Raw genomic sequence first — 17953 nt, forward strand, 5'->3', positions numbered from 1 at the left:
GCGGCGTCCGATCAGGATCCCGATGCGGATGCCGGTCCAGGCGCGGCCGTCCTCGACGGGGAGTCGGCACCGCCCGACGACGACCCCGACGACTCGACGCACTCGTCGGCTTTCCGGACGGATGCCGACACGCACGCGTCGGACGCCCACGAGACCGATGCGGCGGACGCCGCTCGAGATACGGCGGCTGACACGGCATCCGATGACAGCGCACCCGAGCACACCGACGATGGGGAGGACCGCCGATGAGCGCCCTCGTCCCCCTGCTCGTCGCCCTGCCGCTGCTCGGCGCCGCCGTGACCCTGATCTTCGGCCGCAATCCGCGCCTCCAGGCCTTCGTCACGGTGGCCACGCTCGCGATCGTCTCGGTCATCGCGGCCGTGCTGCTGGTCGTCGTCGATGCGGGCGAGCCGCTCGCGGTCTCGGTCGGCGGGTGGCCGGTGCCGTTCGGCATCGTGCTCTACGTCGACAGGCTCGCGGCGCTCCTCGTGCTCATCTCGAGCATCGTGCTGCTCGCGGTCCTGCTCTTCTCGATCGGGCAGGGTGCCGCGGACGGCACCGACGAGACCCCGATCTCGATCTTCAACCCGTCGTACCTGATCCTCGCGGCCGGCATCTTCAACGCCTTCATCGCGGGCGACCTCTTCAACCTGTACGTCGGATTCGAGATCCTGCTCGTGGCGTCGTACGTGCTGATAACGCTCGGGAGCACCGAGTCCCGCATCCGCACGGGTGCCGTCTACATCGTCGTCTCGCTGGTCTCGTCGATCCTGTTCCTCGCTTCGATCGCGATGATCTACGGTGCCCTCGGCACCGTGAACATGGCCCAGATCGCCGAGCGCATGACCGAGCTCCCGCAGGAGACGCAGCTCGTGCTGCACCTCATGCTGGTGATCGCCTTCGGCATCAAGGCCGCGATCTTCCCGGTGTCGTTCTGGCTGCCCGACTCGTACCCGACGGCACCGGCGCCCGTCACTGCGGTGTTCGCGGGATTGCTGACCAAGGTCGGCGTCTACGCGCTGATCCGCACCGAGACGCAGCTGTTCGCCGAGAACAGCATCGACACGGTGCTGCTGATCATCGCGTTGGCGACCATGATCGTGGGCGTGCTCGGCGCTGTCGCACAGGCCGAGCTCAAACGAATCCTGTCGTTCACGCTGGTGAGCCACGTCGGCTACATGATCTTCGGCCTCGCGATAGCGACCCCCGCGGCGATCGGCGCGACGGTCTACTACATCGTCCACCACATCATCGTGCAGACGACGCTGTTCCTCGCGGTCGGTCTCATCGAGCGCAGGGCGGGGAGCACGTCCATCCTGCGCGTGAAGGGACTGCTCAAGGTCGCGCCCGTGATCGCGGTGCTCTACTTCATCCCCGCGATCAACCTCGGCGGACTGCCGCCGTTCTCCGGCTTCATCGGCAAGTTCGCGCTGTTCGAAGCGGCAGCATCCGTGGGAACGCCGCTGATGCTCGTGCTGATCTTCGGCGGCATCGTCACCTCGCTCCTCACGCTCTACGCGCTGATGCGAGCATGGAACCTCGCGTTCTGGCGCGAGGAGGACGACTCGACCGAGACCGAGGGGCGCATCTCGTACCTCGGCAACGCCCCGGCCGCGGATGAGCAGCAGGAGCGTCGCCGCATCCCCCGGATCATGACCATCGCGACCGCCGGGATGGTCGGGGTCACGATCGCGCTCACCGTGTTCGCGGGCCCGCTGTATGCCCTGTGCGACCGCATCGGTGCGGCGCTGCTCGACCCCGTCACCCTCGTGCAGCTGGAAGACGAGGTGGAAGGATGAGCCCCACCGAGACCGGCCGCCACTTCTGGCGGGACATCCGCGTGCAGCTGCCGTTCCTGGCATGGCTCGTCGTGCTCTGGATGCTGCTGTGGGGGCAGTTCACGGTGCTGGCGTTCGTCTCGGGCCTGGTCATCGCGGTGTTCGTCACCCGTGTCTTCCGGCTGCCCACCGTCGAGCTCTCCGGACGCATCAACATCTGGTTCGCCGCGTTGCTCATCGTGCAGTTCCTCTTCGCCGTGCTCCGCGGCGCCGTCGCGGTCACCGTGCAGGTGTTCGACTTCCGGCATCAGCCCGGCGCCGCGATCATCGCCGTTCCTCTGCGCTACGCCGACGACCTGATGATGACGCACGTGTCCGTGGTGTCGTCACTCGTTCCCGGGTCGCTCGTCGTCGAGGCCGATCGCGACCGGCAGGTGCTGTATCTGCACGTGATCGGGGTGCGCAGCATGGCCGATGTCGAGAAGCAGCGCGAAGGCGTGCTGCGCTGGGAGCGACGGGTCGTGCGTGCGCTCGGAGCCCCGGCGCAGTACCGTGCCCTCAAGGCCGACGAACGTGCGGCGCGCGCCGGCGGAGGTGCCCGATGAATGTGCTGATGCTCGCGATCATGGTCGTCTTCGGCGTCGCCGCCATCCTGACGATCATCCGCATCGTGCGGGGGCCCTCGATCCTCGACCGGGCGGTGGCCTCCGACGTGCTGCTCACCGAGGTCATGTGCGTGCTCGGCGCCGAGATGGCCATCAACGGCCACACCCGCAACATCCCGGTGATGCTGATCATCGCCGCGGTCGGCGTCTTCGGCTCGATCTCGGTCGCCCGGTTCGTGGCCAGAAGGGACAACACGACACCATGAACGTGTTCGGTCTCGCCATTCCCGACGTGGTCATCGACGTCGCGGTGCTCGTGCTGATCGTGCTCGGCGCGATCCTCTGCCTGTCGGCGGCGGTCGGGCTGCTGCGATTCCGCGACGTGCCGTCGCGGCTGCACGCCGCGACCAAACCGCAGGTGCTCGGCCTCATCCTCATCTGCCTCGCGATCGCACTGTCTCAGCGCACGGTCGGCGGAATCCTCTTCGGGCTCGCGCTCGTGGCCCCGGTCGTGCTCATGCAGTTCGCCACCGCGCCGCTGTCCGCGCACATCGTCGGGCGGCAGGCGTATCGCAACGGCACGACCGACGAGCGCAGCCTGGTCGTGGACGAGCTCGCCGAGTCGAAGCAGACCCCGCCGGCCGCCGGCTGATCGCACGCCCGCAGCTGCGCTGAGACGGACGCCACGCACGTCTTACGCCGGTGCGGGGCCGCTTGCGGTTCACAATTCAGCATGAGCCTGTGCCGGTGGGGCCGAAGGGGCTTCAGGGCTGCTCGTTACGAGATCCATGCTGAGTAGTGAACGACACCGGTCATTGCTTCTTCTCCTACACGGAACCCTGTTCCGTGCAAGTCATCCACTGTTGCTTGGACGACGCACATCGACACCGTCCCTTGTCTGCACACTTCTGCGATGGGGAATAAGCAGAAGACGGTCGTTCAGCGCGCGAGAGACACCTATTCGCGCACGGTCTTCAGTCGATCGGATCTGGTGCACCGAGGGCTCACGGGGCGTCTCATCGCCGAGTCAGTGGCCCGAGGAGAACTCCAGCACGTGCGCCGCGATCGATATGCGCTGCCGTCGACGCACCGGGACATCGTCGAGGCTGTCCGCATCGGCGGGCGGGTCTCATGCTTGTCTCTCCTCGCCCTTCTCGGTGTCTTCGTGTTCCGTTGCCGAGAGCTCCATGTGCTCGTGACTCCTGGCTCGTCTCGTCTACGTGTGGCGAGGGACGGAAAGGTCGTGCTCCATTGGAAGGCGCTGACCAGCGTTCGCGAGAGCCTTCATGCGGCTCCGTTGATCGATGCCGTCGCGCACTCCGTGCTCTGCCAGGCTCCGCGCGAGGCGCTTGCCACCTTGGACAGTGTGCTTCATCACGGACTCCTGACCCGCGAAGATCTGGTCACGATGTTCGCTGCTCTACCCGCCCGATTCCGCCCGCTGCTCGCACTGGTAGACCCGTCGGCGGGCTCGGGCTCAGAGACATTCATGCGGTTGCTGCTCCGGACGATGGGCGTCGCCTATGAGACCCAGGTGTACCTCGAAGGCGTCGGGTACGTCGACTTCGTGGTGGACGGCTGGTTGATCATCGAGTGCGACAGCAAGGAGTTCCACGAGGGGTGGGAGAAGCAGATGCAGGATCGCGAGCGCGATATCGCCGCGGCCCGACTCGGCTTCGTGACCGTCCGGCCCCTTGCGAAAGACATTTTCGGTGACCAGGCGTCTGTGAGGCAGGCTCTCGAGCAGGTCATCGCTGCACTCGGACCGAGGTTCGTAGACGCACGTCGTTCACAATTCAGCAGGAATCGCCGCGGAGCGGCGGTCGAGTAGCGGAATCACCGGGCTCACATGCGTTCATGCTGAGTTGTGAACGGAAAAGTGCGGAGCACGGGTCAGAGGCCGTCGGCGAAGCTCTGGATCAGGCGCGCGGCCGGCTCGGAGTCGCTGATCAACGTGCCGTGGCCGTGATCCGGGATGACCTGCAGATCGGCACCCGGGATCTCGTCGATGATCTCCTGGCACCAGGTCATCGGAGCGAGCGGGTCGTCTTCCCCGCGCAGCACCAGCACAGGCTGATCGATGCGCGCGAACGCCTTCTCCGGCTCGTGCACGATGGTCGCCCGGATCTTGCGGATGAGGTGGGGGCCGCCGCGCAGATACTCGCGGGCACCTCGCCAGATCACGAGCGGGCGCTCGCCGACCAGGTCCGTGAGGAGATAGCTCGCCTGCGCTGCGACATTCCGTGCGGCCTTGTTGACGGTCGGACCGGCGAGCACGACGCCCTCGACGAGGGAGGGATGCCGGGCGGCGAGCTCCGCGGCGATCTGACTGCCCATCGAGTGCCCGATGACGACGACGGGGCCCTCGTCGGCATGACGGAGGTACGCGGCGACGAGGTCGGCGTGACGCTCCATGGTGAAGGTGCGAGCGGGCTCGGGTGCTTCGCCGAAACCGGGCAGGTCGACTGCGATCACCCGGCCTTTCAGTCGCTGCACGACGTCGAGGTAGACGCTGCGTCCCATGCCGATGCCGTGCAGCAGGAGGAAGGTGTGCGGTCCGTCGCCGAAGGTCTCCGCGATCAGCGTCGCGCCCGCGTGCTCGAACTCGAGCAGCGTGACGGGGGTGCCCTTCGGGGCGAGATAGCTGGAGACCACACCTCAACGCTAACCGAGTGGGACCCCTGCGACGAACCGGGATCCACGCACGCCGTGTGCCGGTGTGCGACGAGGGGCGAGCCTGCGTCGTGCGAGGATGAAGGGTGTCTTCGCCGAACCCCGATCCCGATCAGATCGAGTCGGAGGGCGAGACCTCAGGCTCGACCAAGGGTGTCATCGCGCGCATCGCCGACGGGCTGGGCGATCCGGTGCTGCGCGCGCTCGTCGCCGCGACGGCCGTCTCACGCATCGGCCGCGGTGTCTTCCTCGCGGTCACCGTGCTGTTCTTCACGCAGATCATCGGCCTCTCGCCCGCGCACGCCGCGGTGGTGCTCGCCGTGTCGAGCGGATGCGGGGTGGTCGGGTCGCTCCTCGGCGGCTGGCTCGCCGACCGGTGGAGCGCCCGACGCCTCGCCTTCGGCTTCGAGATGGCAGGTGGCGTGCTGCTCGCCGCATACGCGTTCGTCGGAGACTTCGTGTCGGCGCTCGTCCTCGCCAGCCTCTCGGGCTTCTTCGACTCGCTGGGGTATTCCGCTCGTTCCGCGATCATCGCCCGGGGCTTCGCGCCGGACCGGCGGGTGCACGCGCGTGCGGTGCTGCGCACGGTCACGAACCTCGCGATCGCGGCAGGCTCCGGATTCGGCGCGATCGCTCTGGCTCTCGGCACACCCGAGGCCTACCGCGTCGTCATCGCCTGCGCGGGTGCCGTCTGCGCGCTCGGCTCGCTCTCCCTCCTGCGGCTGACATCGGCCGTCGACGCGCCGCCGCGCAACCGAGCCGCGGCTCAGCTGACGGAAACGGGATCCATCGACACGCACGCCACGGCCGCGGCATCCGCCGAGCGCAGGGACTGGAACCGCCGCTCACCGTGGCGGGACCCGAGGTACCTGCTGCTGAGCGCGCTCTCGGCGATCTTCGGCATGCAGTTCGGAGTCGCGGAACTCGGGGTGCCGCTGTGGATCAGCGAGTACACGAACGCCCCGGATGCCACGTTCGCAGTGCTCCTGATCGTCAACACCGCGCTGGTCGTGCTGTTCCAGGTGCGTGCCTCCCGTGGCACGCACGACCTGCGGATCGCCGGCAGGGTGACGATGATCGCCGGCTGGCTCATGGTCTCCGCCTGCCTGATCTACGCGCTCGCCGCGGGGCTTCCGGCATGGGCGGCGATCGTCATCCTCATCGTCGGCATGATCGCCCACACGTTCGCCGAGATCCTGTCGCAGGCCGGAGCCTGGGGTCTCAGCTTCGAGCTCGCCGATCCTGTGCGAGCGGGCGCCTACCAGGGCGTGTTCGGCATGGGCTTCTCGCTCGGAGCCCTGGCGTCGCCGATCGTCGTGAACGCCACCGCGATCACCTTCGGCTTCGTGGGCTGGGTGATCCTCGCCGCGATCTTCCTCGCCGCAGCGATCGGCATCTGGCTCATCGCACGCCGCGCCGCAGCATCCGCCACGCCTGCTCCCGCCTGAGCCCGCAGAGCCGCCCCGGGCTAACCGGCCGGCGCCAGCACCAGAGTGTGACGCGTCGCCGCATCGACCGCCCCGTCGGTGAACGCCCACGGCCGCTGAATCCCCGCCGCCCAGTCGGACGTCTGATCGACGTAGTGCTCGTCGAACGCGTGTCCGGATGCGCCGGTGAGGTGGATCCAGGTCGAGGCGTCGAGATCGGAGAGGTCGACGACCATCCGCATCGACGGCACGGTGGTCGTGGCGTACGACGTGCCGAGCTCCCAGCCGGTGGCGTTGACCACGGACGCGCCGCCGCTGACGGCGTAGGGGCCGCGGTTGAAGAGGGCTTCGATCGGGGCGATGCCGGAGGACCCGAGGGTGTCGCTCGTGAGGGTGATCGCGTGCAGGTCGCCCCACCTCCATGCGGTGACGACGTCGCCCTGAACCGCGGAGAGCTCGTCGTACGCTTCCTCGGCCGACAGAGCGAGCATCTCGTCCATGCCCGCGACATCGATGCTCGGGTTGGTCCAGAGCGGGTCGGATGGGTCATCGAGAAGGTCCGCGACGACGGTGAAGAGTCGACCCTGGCCGTCGATCGGCAGGGGCTGGTCGCGTTCGGCGAACAGGTTCTGCACGAGGTTCGACCAGAGGACGTTCGCGTAGGCGGCCGCGGCCGACCCCGCGTCGTTCTGTGCGTCCCACGAGCGCAGCAGCGCCACGGCATCTGCAGTCCCCGCACCCGTCACCTCCACATCCTCCATCTCCGTTGCGAGTCGCTTGCCGATCCACATCTCGCTGTCCATCTGGATCTCCCGCATGTCCTGGACGGTGAGCGGTGCGGCGGCGGCGCGTCGCTCGATCAGGTGCGCGATGCGATCGGCCCTGTAGCCGTAGTCCCAGTCCCGTGAGAGGAAGTAGGGGTAGTCGTCGGTGACGATCGCGTTGTTCGCGGTCACGATGTACCCGGATGCCGGGTTGTATGACACCGGCAGTTCGTCGAACGGGATGAATCCGGTCCAGTCGTAGCTGCTGTCCCAGCCGGGCTGCGGCATCCATCCGTCGCCGGCCCCGCGCACGGGGAGGCGTCCGGGGGTCTGATAGCCGATGTTGCCTTCGACGTCCGCATAGATGAGGTTCTGTGCCGGCACATCGAACAGCGCGGCCGCCGCGCGGAACTCCTCGAAGTCCTGGGCGGTCGACAGAGCGAAGATCGCGGTCGCGGCCGTGCCGGGGTCGAGCGCCGTCCAGCGCAGGCTGACCGCGTACTCGGCTCCCTCCGGCGCGGTGCCGGTGGGCGCCGGACCTGCGGCGCCGCCGGCGGCGAGGCCCGGCTCAGGGTCGTCGGCGATCGCGGTGAAGTCGTCGGTGAGACCCGAGATGATCGGTCCGTGCACGGTCGACCGGATCGTGAGATCGATGTCGTCGCCCCCGGCCACGGCGATCGTCTCGGTGGTCTCGTCGATCGGCACCAGCGCGCCGTCGCGCCAGTACTGGTCGCCCTCGATCCGCTCGACGTAGAGGTCGGTGACGTCGGTGGTCAGGTTGGTGAAGCCCCAGGCGACCTGCTGGTTGTGGCCGATCACGATGCCGGGGAGACCCGAGAACGAGAAACCGCCCATGTCGAACGGGCAGTCGTCGGTGACCTCGCTGCACCGGAGCTGCACCTGATACCAGACCGAGGGGAGTGATGCGCCCAGGTGCGGGTCGTTGGCGAGCAGCGGCATGCCCGTGTCGGTGAGGTCTCCGGACACGACCCACGAGTTCGATCCGATGCCCTCGCCGACATCGCCGACGAGCAGGCTCGCCGCCTCGATCACGTCCGATGCCTCCTGCCACTGGATCGTCGTCGCCGCCTGCTGCATCTCGCCGTCGTTCCCATCGGTCGTGAACGCGGCGGGCTCGGCACCGGCCTCGGTGATCGGGGCGGTCGAGATCTCGGGGACGATGACGGGGTGATCCTCGAACGGATACGGCGGGTACAGCTCGTCGAGCGTCGCGGTTATCCCGGCGGCGTCGGAGGTCTCCGCCAGCTGTGCGGCCAGGAGCGAGCGCTCGACCTCGTCTTCGACATTGCCGCGGAGATCCCAGGCCATCGCCTTGAGCCACGCCACCGAATCGGCCGCTTCCCAGGGCTCCGGCGCGTACTCCGGGTTCTGTATTCCGAGAACGGCATACTCGAGCGACAGCTCGGCGCCCGAGCGGGAGGAGAGGTAGGCGTTGACGCCGTCGGCGTAGGCCTCGTAGTAGCCGCGGGTGACGTCGTCCATGGCCTCGACCTCGGCCTCGGCGACCTTGCGCCAGCCGAGCGTGCGGAGGAAGGCATCGGTCCCGGCCTGCGATTCGCCGAACATCTCGGCCACGCGTCCCGCCGTGACGTGCCGGCGGAAGTCCATCTCGAAGAATCGGTCCTGCGCGTGCACGAAGCCCTGGGCGTAGAAGAGATCGTGCGATGAGTCGGCGGTGATGGTCGGGATGCCGCTGGCGTCGCGCTGCACCGTGACCTCGGCCTGCAGCCCGTCGAGCGACAGGGTGCCGTCGGTCTGCGGGAACGAGCGCTGGATGGTCCAGGTCACGAAGAAGGCGCCGGCGACGGCGACCACCACGATCGCAGCGACGACGAGGAACACGATGCGGCCGATGCGAGCACCCAGGGAAGGGCGCGACGGGTCGACGATCTCGGTCGAATGGGTTGTCATCTTCGAGAACTCTTTCGGGTGGCATGGCGGAACTCAGTCCCAGAGAGTCCCAGAGCGCGTCTCAACAGACGCTTCCGGAATACTACCCATAAAGCATTCGCGGGCGGGGGTGTTCTCGCCCCCGCCCGCGGCGTCAGCCGATCAGGCTCGGCTGCAGGTCGCGCAGCGTGCGCCGGTGCGTCATGCGCGTCACTCCGATGGCGGCGAGCAGCAGCGCGCCGACCAGCCAGATGCCCAGCACCACCAGATCCCAGCCCGCCCGGCCGAGGTTGCCGCCGTACATCAGTTGCCGCATGGCGTCGACGACGTAGCCGAGCGGCAGCACGTGGTGGAGTGCGGCCAGCGGGGCGGGGAGGGTCTGCCAGGGGAACGTGCCGCCCGCGGTGACGAGCTGCAGAACCATGAGCACGAGTCCCAGGAACTGCCCCACGGAACCGAGCCAGACGTTGAGGGCGAGGATGATCGCCGCGAAGGTCGCCGACGCGAAGATCATCACGCCCAAGGTGCCGACGGGGTTGTTGAACGTGAAGCCCAGGGTGATCGCCAGGATGCCCATGAGCCCCAGCATCTGCACCGCGCCGAGCATCGCCGGGGTGAGCCACCCGGCGAGCGTCACTCGGATCGGAGAGTGCAGCGCCGTGACCGCGCGGCGGGAGATCGGCTTCACGATGAGGAACAGGGCGTAGATGCCGATCCAGGCCGACAGTGCGGCGAAGAACGGTGCGAGACCGGCGCCGTAGTCCTCGGCGGAGGCGACCTTGTCGCTCGAGACCTTGACCGGGTCGGCGATCGTGTCGGCCTGCAGCGTGCGGAGCTCCGGCGTCGACACGGGGATCTGCTGGACACCGTCCGAGAGCCCGTCGCGCAGCTCGGCCGTGCCTGACGCGAGGGTGCCGAGCCCGTCGCGCAGCTGGGCCGCGCCGTCGTTCGCGGCCGCGGCGCCGGTGGCGACGGTCTGCGCGCCGCTGGCCAGGGTCTGCGCGCCGCCGGCGAGCTGCGAGGCGCCGGATGCCACCGAGTCCGCTCCTGCGGCGAGCTGGTCGACCTTGTCGACCGCGTTCTGCACGGTCGAGTTGCCCTCCTGGAGTCGTGTCGCGAGGGGATCGAGGGTCGTGAGGACCCGATCGATCTGCTCCGGCGTCAGGCCCTGATCCGTGAGCACGGTGGCGATGTCCTCGCGCGCCTGGGGCAGAGCATCCGTCGCCTGCTGCACAGCCGATCCGGCCCGGTCCGCGACGTCGGCCAGCTGCCGGTTGCCGTCACTGACCTGCTGAGCCCCCGACGCCAGCGTCGCCGCACCACCGGCGAGCTCGGACGCGCCGCCCGCGAGCTGCGACGTGCCTGCGGCGAGCTGAGAGGTTCCGTCTGCGAGCGTCGCACTGCCGGTGGCGGCGGTGTCGGCGCCGTCGGCGAGCTGGGTCGCTCCGTCGACCGCGGTCACGAGGTTGTCGCGCACCTCGCTGAGGCCGGTGAGCAGGCGCTCTGCGGCCTCGCTGCCCACCATCTCGGCGACCGAGCTGCGGATCTTCTCCACCGCCTGCGTGCCCATCGACGACGCGAGGTAGTTGTTCGCGTCGTTGGTCTCGAGCTCGATGCGCGCCTGGTGGGGGTCGTCGCCCGCGGCCGAGGTCAAGGCCGACGAGAAGTCGGCGGGGATCGTGACGGTGAAGTCGACCGTTCCCTCCCGCAATGCGTCGGCGGCCTCGTCGGCCGACATTCGCTGCCAGTCGAACGCGTTGCCGTCGATGAGGTTGTCGGCGACGTCCTCGCCGTAGTTCACGGTCTCGCCGGTGGCGGCATCCGTTCCCGTGGTGGGCTCGGGGGCTCCGCTGTCATCGACGACCAGCGCGACGGGGACCTCCGGGAACTTCGCGTACGGGTCCTGGTTGGCCCAGAGGTATAGGCCGCCGTAGAGGATGGGCACGCAGACCAGTGCGATCAGGGCGATCACGCCCATCCTGCTCGCGGTGAGGCGCCGCAGCTCGGCGGCGATCATGGCGGGAACCTTCATCGCTCGCCTCCGTTCCCTGTCGTGTTCGGCTCGGGTTCTGCGGCTGGGTCTTCGTCGTCGGCCGGGGGAGAGCCGAGAGCATCCGCGTGCTCGGCGTCGGCATGCGGTGTCGCGGGGCGCTCGTCCGGGTCTTCCGCCTCGGGCTCTGGCTCAGGATCCGGTTCGGGCGCCGGCTCTGGCCCAGGGTCGGGCTCGGGATCCGGGTCGGGCACCGGCTCGGGCTCGGCCTCGGAGTCTGGCTCGGGCTCGGGATCAGAGCCGCCGGGCAGGTCGAGGACGAGCGGCTCGACCGGTCCGGACGCGTTGATCGCCTCGAGCTCGTGCATGCGCTCGAGGGCGACCGCAGCGGATCCGCCGATGACGACGAGCATCGCGTACCCGCGGTCGGCGAACTCCGACGCGATCCGCCACCAGCCGTCCGGGCTGCCGCCGTGACGGTCGGGCGAGACGAGCACGATTCCTTCGGTGCCCGTGCGGAGGATCGCGAGTTCGCAGAGGATGCGCACCCGTGCGGCGGGATCGACGTTGCCGATCGCCACGCCGGCGAGCTCTCCGAAGCCGAGTTGATTCAGCCAGCGCCGTGCGTGCAGAGGGGTGGCGCCGACGCCGGCGAACATGAGCTCTTCGCCGACGACGCCCGCGAGGGGGATGTCGGCGTGGGGATCGCTCACGTCGGGGGCGTCGACGAGCGCGATCGTGCGGCGCAGCGCGCGGTTGTCCGCGTCGCCGTCGATCGTCACGCGCCCGGTGTCCGGCCGCATCCGACCGCTGGCGATGAGGCCCAGCACCGTCGGGCGCTGCTCGGTCTCGGCGAGTGCGAAGCGCACCGCTCCGCTGTGGAACTCGAGGCTCGTCGTCGGCAGCGCCTGACCACCGCGTCCCTTGCTCACGTCGTGCAGGGTGACCCTCATGCGCTGACCTCCTGTGATTCGACGATGTCCGGGTGCGCGCTCAACAGTTCGTCGGCCTCGCGCCACGAGAGTCCGGCGATGCTGAGCAGAGTGCGAACAGCGAGATCGGCTGCCCCGGTGCTCGATGCGTCGGTGCGCGAGACGACCGTGCGGGCGACCTCTTCGATGAGGCGGGCGAGGGTCGGGGCAGAGAGGTCTGTGCGGAAGCTGCCGTCTTCCTGCCCGCGACGCGCGAGGGCGGCGACGGTGCGGCGCAGCGGGGCCAGGGCGTCTGCGGTGTGCTGCACGTGGGCTTCGTCGAGGGCGAGCGCGGCTGCGACCTGAACGTGCGCGGCCTCCTGCCAGAGTCGTGCGGCGAGGCGGGCCAGCGCGATGCGTGAGTCGGCGTCGGTGACGGATTCGGCGATCGCGTTGAAGCGCTGCGCTCCGACCGAGATCAGCTCGCGGATCAGAGCCTCTCGGTCGTCGAAGTGGCCGTAGAGGGTGCGGCGCGACAGGCCGGCGCTGCGGGCGATGACGTCGATGGACGCCCGCGGGTCGGTGGCGAGGGTCGCGCGGGCCGCATCGAGGATTCCGGCGCGGTTCTCGACGGAGTCGCGGCGGGGAGCACGGGTTGTCATGCCCCTATTCTACGTATTGTGCACAGCCGTGTGCAAGATAACTCGGGGGACTCACAGGGTCTGAACGGTGGGCCGTTCACAACTCAGCACGGATGGGCGCTTAAAGCCGCAATCAGCACCATGCGGACCCGAATCCCGGCGCTCATGCTGAATCGTGAACGGCGAGCGGCGGGCACAGACAGAAAAGGGGGCGGATGCCGCAGCATCCGCCCCCTTCTGCAGAACCCTTGACGTCAGTCGGTGCCGGAGTCGAAGGCAGCGCCCTCGGATGCGGTGTCGACCGCGTCGGCGAAGTTCTCGTCGACCTCTTCGACGGAACCCGTGATCTCGCCGGACTCGCCGGCGGTGACGCGACCGACGAGCTCGCCCGTCGCGCCGCCCACGAGGCCGAGGCCTGCGTACTGCTCGAGGCGTGCGCGCGAGTCGGCGATGTCGAGGTTGCGCATCGTGAGCTGGCCGATGCGGTCGACCGGGCCGAAGGCGGCGTCGCCGACGCGCTCCATCGAGAGCTTCTCGGGGCCGTACGACAGGTTCGGCGAGGTGGTGTCGAGGATCGTCCAGTCGTCACCGCGGCGCAGGCGGATCGTCACGGTGCCCGAGATCGTGAGGCCGACCCAGCGCTGGATGGACTCGCGCAGCATGAGCGACTGCGGCTCGAGCCAGCGGCCCTCGTACATCAGTCGACCGAGGCGGCGACCCTGCTCGTGGTAGGTCGCGAGGGTGTCCTCGTTCAGGATGCCGTTGACGAGGCGCTCGTAGGCGATGAAGAGCAGCGCCATGGCCGGGGCCTCGTAGATGCCGCGCGACTTCGCCTCGATGATGCGGTTCTCGATCTGGTCGCTCATGCCGAGGCCGTGGCGTCCGCCGATCGTGTTGGCCTCCTGCACCAGGGCCACCGGGTCGGTGTACTCGACGCCGTTGAGTGCGACGGGGCGGCCGGCCTCGAACGTGACGGAGACGTCCTCGGTCTCGATCGCGACCGAGGGGTCCCAGAACTTCACGCCCATGATGGGGTCGACGGTCTCGAGCGAGACGTCGAGATGCTCGAGCGTCTTCGCCTCATGCGTGGCGCCCCAGATGTTGGCGTCGGTCGAGTACGCCTTCTCGACCGAGTCGCGGTAGGGGAAGTCGTGGGCGACGAGCCACTCGCTCATCTCCTTGCGGCCGCCGAGCTCGGTGACGAAGTCGGCATCCAGCCACGGCTTGTACACGCGCAGACGCGGGTTGGCGAGCAGGCCGTAGCGGTAGAACCGCTCGATGTCGTTGCCCTTGTAGGTCGAGCCGTCGCCCCAGATGTCGACGCCGTCCTCCTTCATGGCGCGCACCAGCAGCGTGCCGGTGACGGCGCGGCCGAGGGGAGTGGTGTTGAAGTAGGTGCGGCCGCCGGAGCGGATGTGGAAGGCGCCGCAGGCGAGCGCCACCAGGCCCTCTTCGACCAGCGCGGTCTTGCAGTCGACCAGGCGCGAGGCCTCGGCGCCGTACTCGAGGGCACGGCCGGGGATCGACTCGATGTCGTCTTCGTCGTACTGACCGAGATCACCGGTGTACGTGTAGGGGACGGCGCCCTTGTCGCGCATCCACGCGACGGCGACGGAGGTGTCGAGTCCTCCGGAGAAGGCGATGCCGACGCGCTCGCCGACGGGAAGTGACTGGAGGACCTTGGACATGCTTCCCAGTCTATCGGCGGCGTGTCGGCTGTTTCGGACGGCGTCGGCCGTCAGCGGGCGACGACGGCGTCGAGCGCCTCGGGCTCGGAGTCGAGCCGCGCAAGCTCGCGTCGCTGATGCGCGGCGTAGCCGGCACCCCAGCTCGTGAGCGCCTCGACGAGCGGCATCGATCCGCGCCCGAGGTCGCTGAGGCGGTATTCGACTTTGGGAGGCACCTGCCGGTAGACCGTGCGGAGGATCAGGCCGTCATCCTCCAGCTCGCGCAGCTGACGGGTGAGCACGCGGGCTGTGGGCTCGTCGAGAAGCCGGCTGAGTTCGCCGAAACGCAGCACCTCATGCTCATCGAGGAGGCTGAGGATGCTGGGCTTCCAGGCCCCGCCGAGGACGGCGATCGAGATCTCCGCGTCGCACGCGTCGCCCCACTCCCGGACGATCCGCTCGGTCTTCTCCCTCATCGGCTCCGCCTCCTGGTCGTCATGGTATCCATTCGGTCACTATCTACCCGGAATGACAGTACTTGTCTGAAGTGTACTCAGACCGGGAGACTGATGCGGTGACCTTCCCGATTCCCACGGCATCCGCTCGACCGCGCACGACCCTGCATCCGTGGCTCGCCATGATCCCGCTGCTTCTCGGCATCCTGATCGGGGCTCTCGCGATCAGCAGCATGTCGACCGCGCTGCCCGCGATCCGCGGCGATCTCGTCCTGTCCGACAGTGGAGCGCTGTGGCTCGTCGACGTGTACGCGCTGTCGCTGGCGGCGACCCTGATCATCGCGGCCAGGATCGGAGACGCGTTCGGTCGCAAGCGGATCGTGCTCGCGGGTCTCGCCGGCTTCGCGGTGCTCAACCTCGTCGGCGGATTCGCTCAGGACGGGATGCTGCTCATCGTCGTCCGGGCGCTCCTCGGCGTCGCCGAGGCGTTCGTCGTGGCGGGCGTCGTCGCGACGATCGGGGCGCACTATCACGCACGGCAGCGCGTGCTCGCCTACGGGCTGTGGACCGCGACGTTCGGTGCCGGCAGCGCGCTCGGACCCGTGCTCGGCGGGCTGGTGACCGAGGGGCCGGGGTGGCGCTGGCTGCTGCTCGGAAGCGTGCCGCTCGCCGTCGTCGCCGGGGTGCTCGCGATCTGGCTCGTGCCGGATTCGCGCAGCTCCCGTCGCCCGTCGTGGGACATCCTCAGCATCGTGTCGTCGATCGTCGCGCTCGGGTCTCTCGTCTTCGCCCTGCACGAGGTGCTCGCCGCTCCCCTCGCCGCCGGCATCGCGGGTGTCATCGCCGTCGTGACGCTCGTCTTCTTCATCCGCCGCCAGCGTGCCCTCGCCCAGCCTCTCATCGACATGCGGCTGTTCGGCGTGCCCGGCTTCAGCCCTGCGATCGTGCGCATCGTGGCGAGCAGCGGGGTGTCGACGGCATCCGTGCTCCTGGTGAGCCTCCACCTGCAGGATGCGCGGGGCTTCAGCGCGGCCGAAGCCGGTATCGCGATCCTCCCGCAGGCGGTGGCGATCGCCCTCGGCGGGGTGCTCGCACCCCTGTTCCTGCGGTGGTTGACCTCGCCGACGCTCACCGTGCTCGCCCTGGTGGTGCAGGGGGCGGGACTCGCGTGGCTGTCGACGGGCGTCGAGCTGGTCGTGATCCCTCTGGTGCTCGTCGGCGCGGGGTTCGGAGTCGCGGCGACGCTCGCCGCCACCACGCTCTTCGACGTCACGACGGAGGACGACGCCGGTCAGGTGGGGGCGATCCAGGAGGTCGGGTTCGCCCTCGGCGGCGGTCTCGGCATCGCGGTGCTCGGCACGATCGCGTCGATCGTCGGCTCTCGCGGCTTCCTCGTCGCCCTGCTGGTCGCGACCGTCGGGGTCGTCGCCGCCGCGCTCCTGCCGCTGTGGAGACGCTCGCCGGTGAGCGCTGCCGAGAACCCGGCCATCGATGCCCGCTGAAGGAAGGACACCCGTGTCAGCATCGCGCCCGACCGTCCACTGGATCTATGCCCACCCCCGATCGAGCTCGTTCAACGCGCGACTGTTCCGAGATGGGGTCGACGCCCTCGCGCGCGACCACGATGTCGAGATCACCGACCTGTACTCTCAGGGCTTCGATCCGGTTCTCGCAGCGCCGGATCTGGGCGAGCCCCGAGGGCGTGAGGGCAGCGTCGTCGACCTGATGGGCGAGGCGTACGCCACGGGCCAGCTGCCGCCGGACGTCACCGAGGAGCAGCGCAAGCTCGCGGCCGCCGACCTCGTCGTGCTCCAGTTCCCGCTGTGGTGGTACGGACCGCCGGCGATCCTCAAAGGCTGGCTCGACCGGGTGCTCACCAACGGCTTCGCCTACGGCCCCGCGGATGCCGAGACCGGTCTGCCGCTGCGATACGGAGAGGGCCCGCTCGCCGGGCGCCGAGCTCTCGTGATCGTGACGGCAGGGGAGGACGAGCGCTCGATCGGAGAACGGGGCATCAGCGGGGATCTGGACTCGCTGCTGTTCCCGCTGACCCACGGCACCCTCTGGTACACGGGCATCGAGCCGCTCGACCTGCACGTCGTCCACGACGCTGACGGGTTGGACGCGGAGCGCGTCGATCTCGAGAGCGCACGGCTGATCGAGAGGCTCTCCGGAGTGGCGTTCGAATCTCCGAGCCGCCCGTACCGTCGGCTGCGCGATGGCGACTACCACGGCACCCGGGCGCTGCGATCGGACCTGCTTCCCGGGCGCACCGACCTCGGCATCCATCGCGTCGCGGTCGACTGAGGCGACGCGGCCCGACGCGCGCGGGCGTAGCTCTCCGCTTCTGCACGATCGGCCCCGACGGTGGCAGAGTGTCCGTGAAGGAGGACGGCATGGGTGGAGCGATCCTGTGGGGCGTCGTCGCGGCGTCGCCCCTCATCATCGGCGCTGTTCTCGCTCTCCTGCGCACCTGGCCGCCGCGCTGGCTGGGCATCGTGCTCGGCTTCGGAGCCGGTGCCCTGATGGCCTCCATCGCCTTCGAGCTGTGGGAGGAGGGGCTGGACCTCGCAGGCCCCATCCCTCTCATCGTCGGCGTGGTCGCTGGCGCGCTCGCGTACTTCATCGCCGACCGGATCCTCGATGCGCGAGCCGCGAAGTCCCAGGAACGGGGAGCGGGCGTCCCGCTCGCGCTCGGAGCACTGCTCGACGGCATCCCCGAGCAGCTCGTGCTGGGAATCGGACTGGCCTCCGGAGAACCGGTGAGCATCGCGCTCGTCGTGGCGATCGTGGTCTCGAACCTGCCCGAGTCGATCGGCTCGGCCGCCGACCTGCTGAAGGGCGGCATGGCGAAGTCGCGCGTGCTGCTGCTGTGGGCCGGCATCTCGGTCATCTGCGCGCTGGCGACCGTCGCCGGATTCGCGGTGGCGAGCAGCACCGGCGACGACTTCCGGGCCGGCGCGAGCGGCTTCGCGGCAGGCGCGCTGCTCGTGATGCTCGTCGACTCGATGGTGCCCGACGCGCAGCAGAAGGCCAAGCAGGTGACCGGGCTCGCGACCGTGCTGGGCTTCGCGCTCGCCGCGGGGCTCTCGCTCGCGAGCTAGCATCACCGCGATGAGCCCGCCCGATAG

The 17953-nt window shown here is 69.1% G+C and carries 16 protein-coding genes; 9 read left to right on the top strand and 7 right to left on the bottom strand.

What is annotated here, in order from left to right:
* The first annotated feature begins 245 nt into the window (after window positions 1-245).
* The 5 genes from ASE34_RS01725 (at window position 246) to ASE34_RS01745 (ending at window position 4214) form a co-directional block, all read left to right on the top strand.
* Complete coding sequence (locus ASE34_RS01725; RefSeq protein ID WP_056275836.1) at window positions 246-1799, top strand: Na+/H+ antiporter subunit D; 1554 nt, start codon at window positions 246-248, stop codon at window positions 1797-1799.
* Window positions 1796-2383 carry a Na+/H+ antiporter subunit E gene (locus ASE34_RS01730; protein ID WP_056275839.1) on the top strand — a complete coding sequence of 196 codons (588 nt, stop codon included), beginning with the start codon at window positions 1796-1798 and terminating at the stop codon, window positions 2381-2383. Before ASE34_RS01725 ends, ASE34_RS01730 begins: the two co-directional genes overlap by 4 nt.
* Window positions 2380-2649 carry a monovalent cation/H+ antiporter complex subunit F gene (locus ASE34_RS01735; protein WP_053098313.1) on the top strand — a complete coding sequence of 90 codons (270 nt, stop codon included), beginning with the start codon at window positions 2380-2382 and terminating at the stop codon, window positions 2647-2649. Before ASE34_RS01730 ends, ASE34_RS01735 begins: the two co-directional genes overlap by 4 nt.
* On the top strand, window positions 2646-3035 hold the full coding sequence (gene mnhG / locus ASE34_RS01740; RefSeq protein WP_056275842.1) for a monovalent cation/H(+) antiporter subunit G: 390 nt from the start codon (window positions 2646-2648) through the stop codon (window positions 3033-3035). Before ASE34_RS01735 ends, mnhG begins: the two co-directional genes overlap by 4 nt.
* Window positions 3036-3296: 261 nt before the next feature.
* Window positions 3297-4214, top strand: coding sequence for a hypothetical protein (locus ASE34_RS01745; RefSeq protein ID WP_053098315.1), 918 nt, complete (start codon window positions 3297-3299; stop codon window positions 4212-4214).
* Window positions 4215-4276: 62 nt separating this feature from the next.
* On the opposite strand, the gene ASE34_RS01750 is transcribed toward ASE34_RS01745, so the two are convergent.
* Window positions 4277-5038, bottom strand: a complete 762-nt coding sequence (locus ASE34_RS01750) for an alpha/beta fold hydrolase (protein WP_053098316.1) — start codon at window positions 5036-5038, stop codon at window positions 4277-4279.
* A 104-nt stretch (window positions 5039-5142) separates the two neighbouring features.
* Here ASE34_RS01750 and ASE34_RS01755 point away from each other — a divergent pair, with 104 nt between their 5' ends.
* On the top strand, window positions 5143-6504 hold the full coding sequence (locus tag ASE34_RS01755) for an MFS transporter (RefSeq protein WP_235567411.1): 1362 nt from the start codon (window positions 5143-5145) through the stop codon (window positions 6502-6504).
* Between the two features lie 20 nt (window positions 6505-6524).
* Here the strand turns inward: ASE34_RS01755 and ASE34_RS01760 are convergent, their stop codons facing one another.
* From ASE34_RS01760 to ASE34_RS01785, 6 genes are all read right to left on the bottom strand, one after another.
* A complete protein-coding gene (locus tag ASE34_RS01760) occupies window positions 6525-9179 on the bottom strand; it encodes a penicillin acylase family protein (RefSeq protein WP_082586466.1) in 2655 nt (884 codons plus the stop codon).
* Between the two features lie 133 nt (window positions 9180-9312).
* Window positions 9313-11190, bottom strand: a complete 1878-nt coding sequence (locus tag ASE34_RS01765) for a YhgE/Pip domain-containing protein (protein ID WP_056275845.1) — start codon at window positions 11188-11190, stop codon at window positions 9313-9315.
* A complete protein-coding gene (locus ASE34_RS17955) occupies window positions 11187-12101 on the bottom strand; it encodes a hypothetical protein (RefSeq protein WP_200955142.1) in 915 nt (304 codons plus the stop codon). Before ASE34_RS17955 ends, ASE34_RS01765 begins: the two co-directional genes overlap by 4 nt.
* Complete coding sequence (locus tag ASE34_RS01775) at window positions 12098-12721, bottom strand: TetR/AcrR family transcriptional regulator (RefSeq protein WP_053098320.1); 624 nt, start codon at window positions 12719-12721, stop codon at window positions 12098-12100. The genes ASE34_RS17955 and ASE34_RS01775 overlap by 4 nt, the downstream gene beginning before the upstream one ends.
* A 233-nt stretch (window positions 12722-12954) precedes the next feature.
* Window positions 12955-14388 carry an argininosuccinate synthase gene (argG, locus tag ASE34_RS01780; RefSeq protein ID WP_056275848.1) on the bottom strand — a complete coding sequence of 478 codons (1434 nt, stop codon included), beginning with the start codon at window positions 14386-14388 and terminating at the stop codon, window positions 12955-12957.
* 50 nt (window positions 14389-14438) lie between these two features.
* Window positions 14439-14843: a winged helix-turn-helix transcriptional regulator gene (locus tag ASE34_RS01785; RefSeq protein WP_053098322.1), complete on the bottom strand. Its 405-nt coding sequence runs from the start codon at window positions 14841-14843 to the stop codon at window positions 14439-14441.
* A gap of 98 nt (window positions 14844-14941) precedes the next feature.
* On the opposite strand from ASE34_RS01785, the gene ASE34_RS01790 reads away from it, so the two are divergent.
* From ASE34_RS01790 to ASE34_RS01800, 3 genes are all read left to right on the top strand, one after another.
* On the top strand, window positions 14942-16324 hold the full coding sequence (locus ASE34_RS01790; RefSeq protein WP_056275850.1) for an MFS transporter: 1383 nt from the start codon (window positions 14942-14944) through the stop codon (window positions 16322-16324).
* Window positions 16325-16337: 13 nt separating this feature from the next.
* Window positions 16338-17129: an NAD(P)H-dependent oxidoreductase gene (locus tag ASE34_RS01795; RefSeq protein ID WP_230101106.1), complete on the top strand. Its 792-nt coding sequence runs from the start codon at window positions 16338-16340 to the stop codon at window positions 17127-17129.
* An 89-nt stretch (window positions 17130-17218) separates the two neighbouring features.
* The gene (locus ASE34_RS01800; RefSeq protein WP_056275856.1) at window positions 17219-17926 is read left to right on the top strand and encodes a ZIP family metal transporter; all 708 of its coding nucleotides are present in this window, start codon (window positions 17219-17221) and stop codon (window positions 17924-17926) included.
* The last annotated feature ends 27 nt before the right edge of the window (window positions 17927-17953 follow it).

It is taken from the genome of Microbacterium sp. Root280D1 (assembly GCF_001428975.1).
Classification (GTDB): domain Bacteria; phylum Actinomycetota; class Actinomycetes; order Actinomycetales; family Microbacteriaceae; genus Microbacterium.

Excerpts from the sequence above, each read along its gene's own strand:
- ASE34_RS01725 (WP_056275836.1), top strand. The coding sequence starts at position 246 with ATGAGCGCCCTCGTCCCCCTGCTCGTCGCCCTGCCGCTGCTCGGCGCC.
- ASE34_RS01730 (WP_056275839.1), top strand. The coding sequence starts at position 1,796 with ATGAGCCCCACCGAGACCGGCCGCCACTTCTGGCGGGACATCCGCGTG.
- ASE34_RS01735 (WP_053098313.1), top strand. The coding sequence starts at position 2,380 with ATGAATGTGCTGATGCTCGCGATCATGGTCGTCTTCGGCGTCGCCGCC.
- mnhG (WP_056275842.1), top strand. The coding sequence starts at position 2,646 with ATGAACGTGTTCGGTCTCGCCATTCCCGACGTGGTCATCGACGTCGCG.
- ASE34_RS01745 (WP_053098315.1), top strand. The coding sequence starts at position 3,297 with ATGGGGAATAAGCAGAAGACGGTCGTTCAGCGCGCGAGAGACACCTAT.
- ASE34_RS01760 (WP_082586466.1), bottom strand. The coding sequence starts at position 9,179 with ATGACAACCCATTCGACCGAGATCGTCGACCCGTCGCGCCCTTCCCTG.
- ASE34_RS01765 (WP_056275845.1), bottom strand. The coding sequence starts at position 11,190 with ATGAAGGTTCCCGCCATGATCGCCGCCGAGCTGCGGCGCCTCACCGCG.
- ASE34_RS17955 (WP_200955142.1), bottom strand. The coding sequence starts at position 12,101 with ATGAGGGTCACCCTGCACGACGTGAGCAAGGGACGCGGTGGTCAGGCG.
- ASE34_RS01775 (WP_053098320.1), bottom strand. The coding sequence starts at position 12,721 with ATGACAACCCGTGCTCCCCGCCGCGACTCCGTCGAGAACCGCGCCGGA.
- argG (WP_056275848.1), bottom strand. The coding sequence starts at position 14,388 with ATGTCCAAGGTCCTCCAGTCACTTCCCGTCGGCGAGCGCGTCGGCATC.
- ASE34_RS01785 (WP_053098322.1), bottom strand. The coding sequence starts at position 14,843 with ATGAGGGAGAAGACCGAGCGGATCGTCCGGGAGTGGGGCGACGCGTGC.
- ASE34_RS01800 (WP_056275856.1), top strand. The coding sequence starts at position 17,219 with ATGGGTGGAGCGATCCTGTGGGGCGTCGTCGCGGCGTCGCCCCTCATC.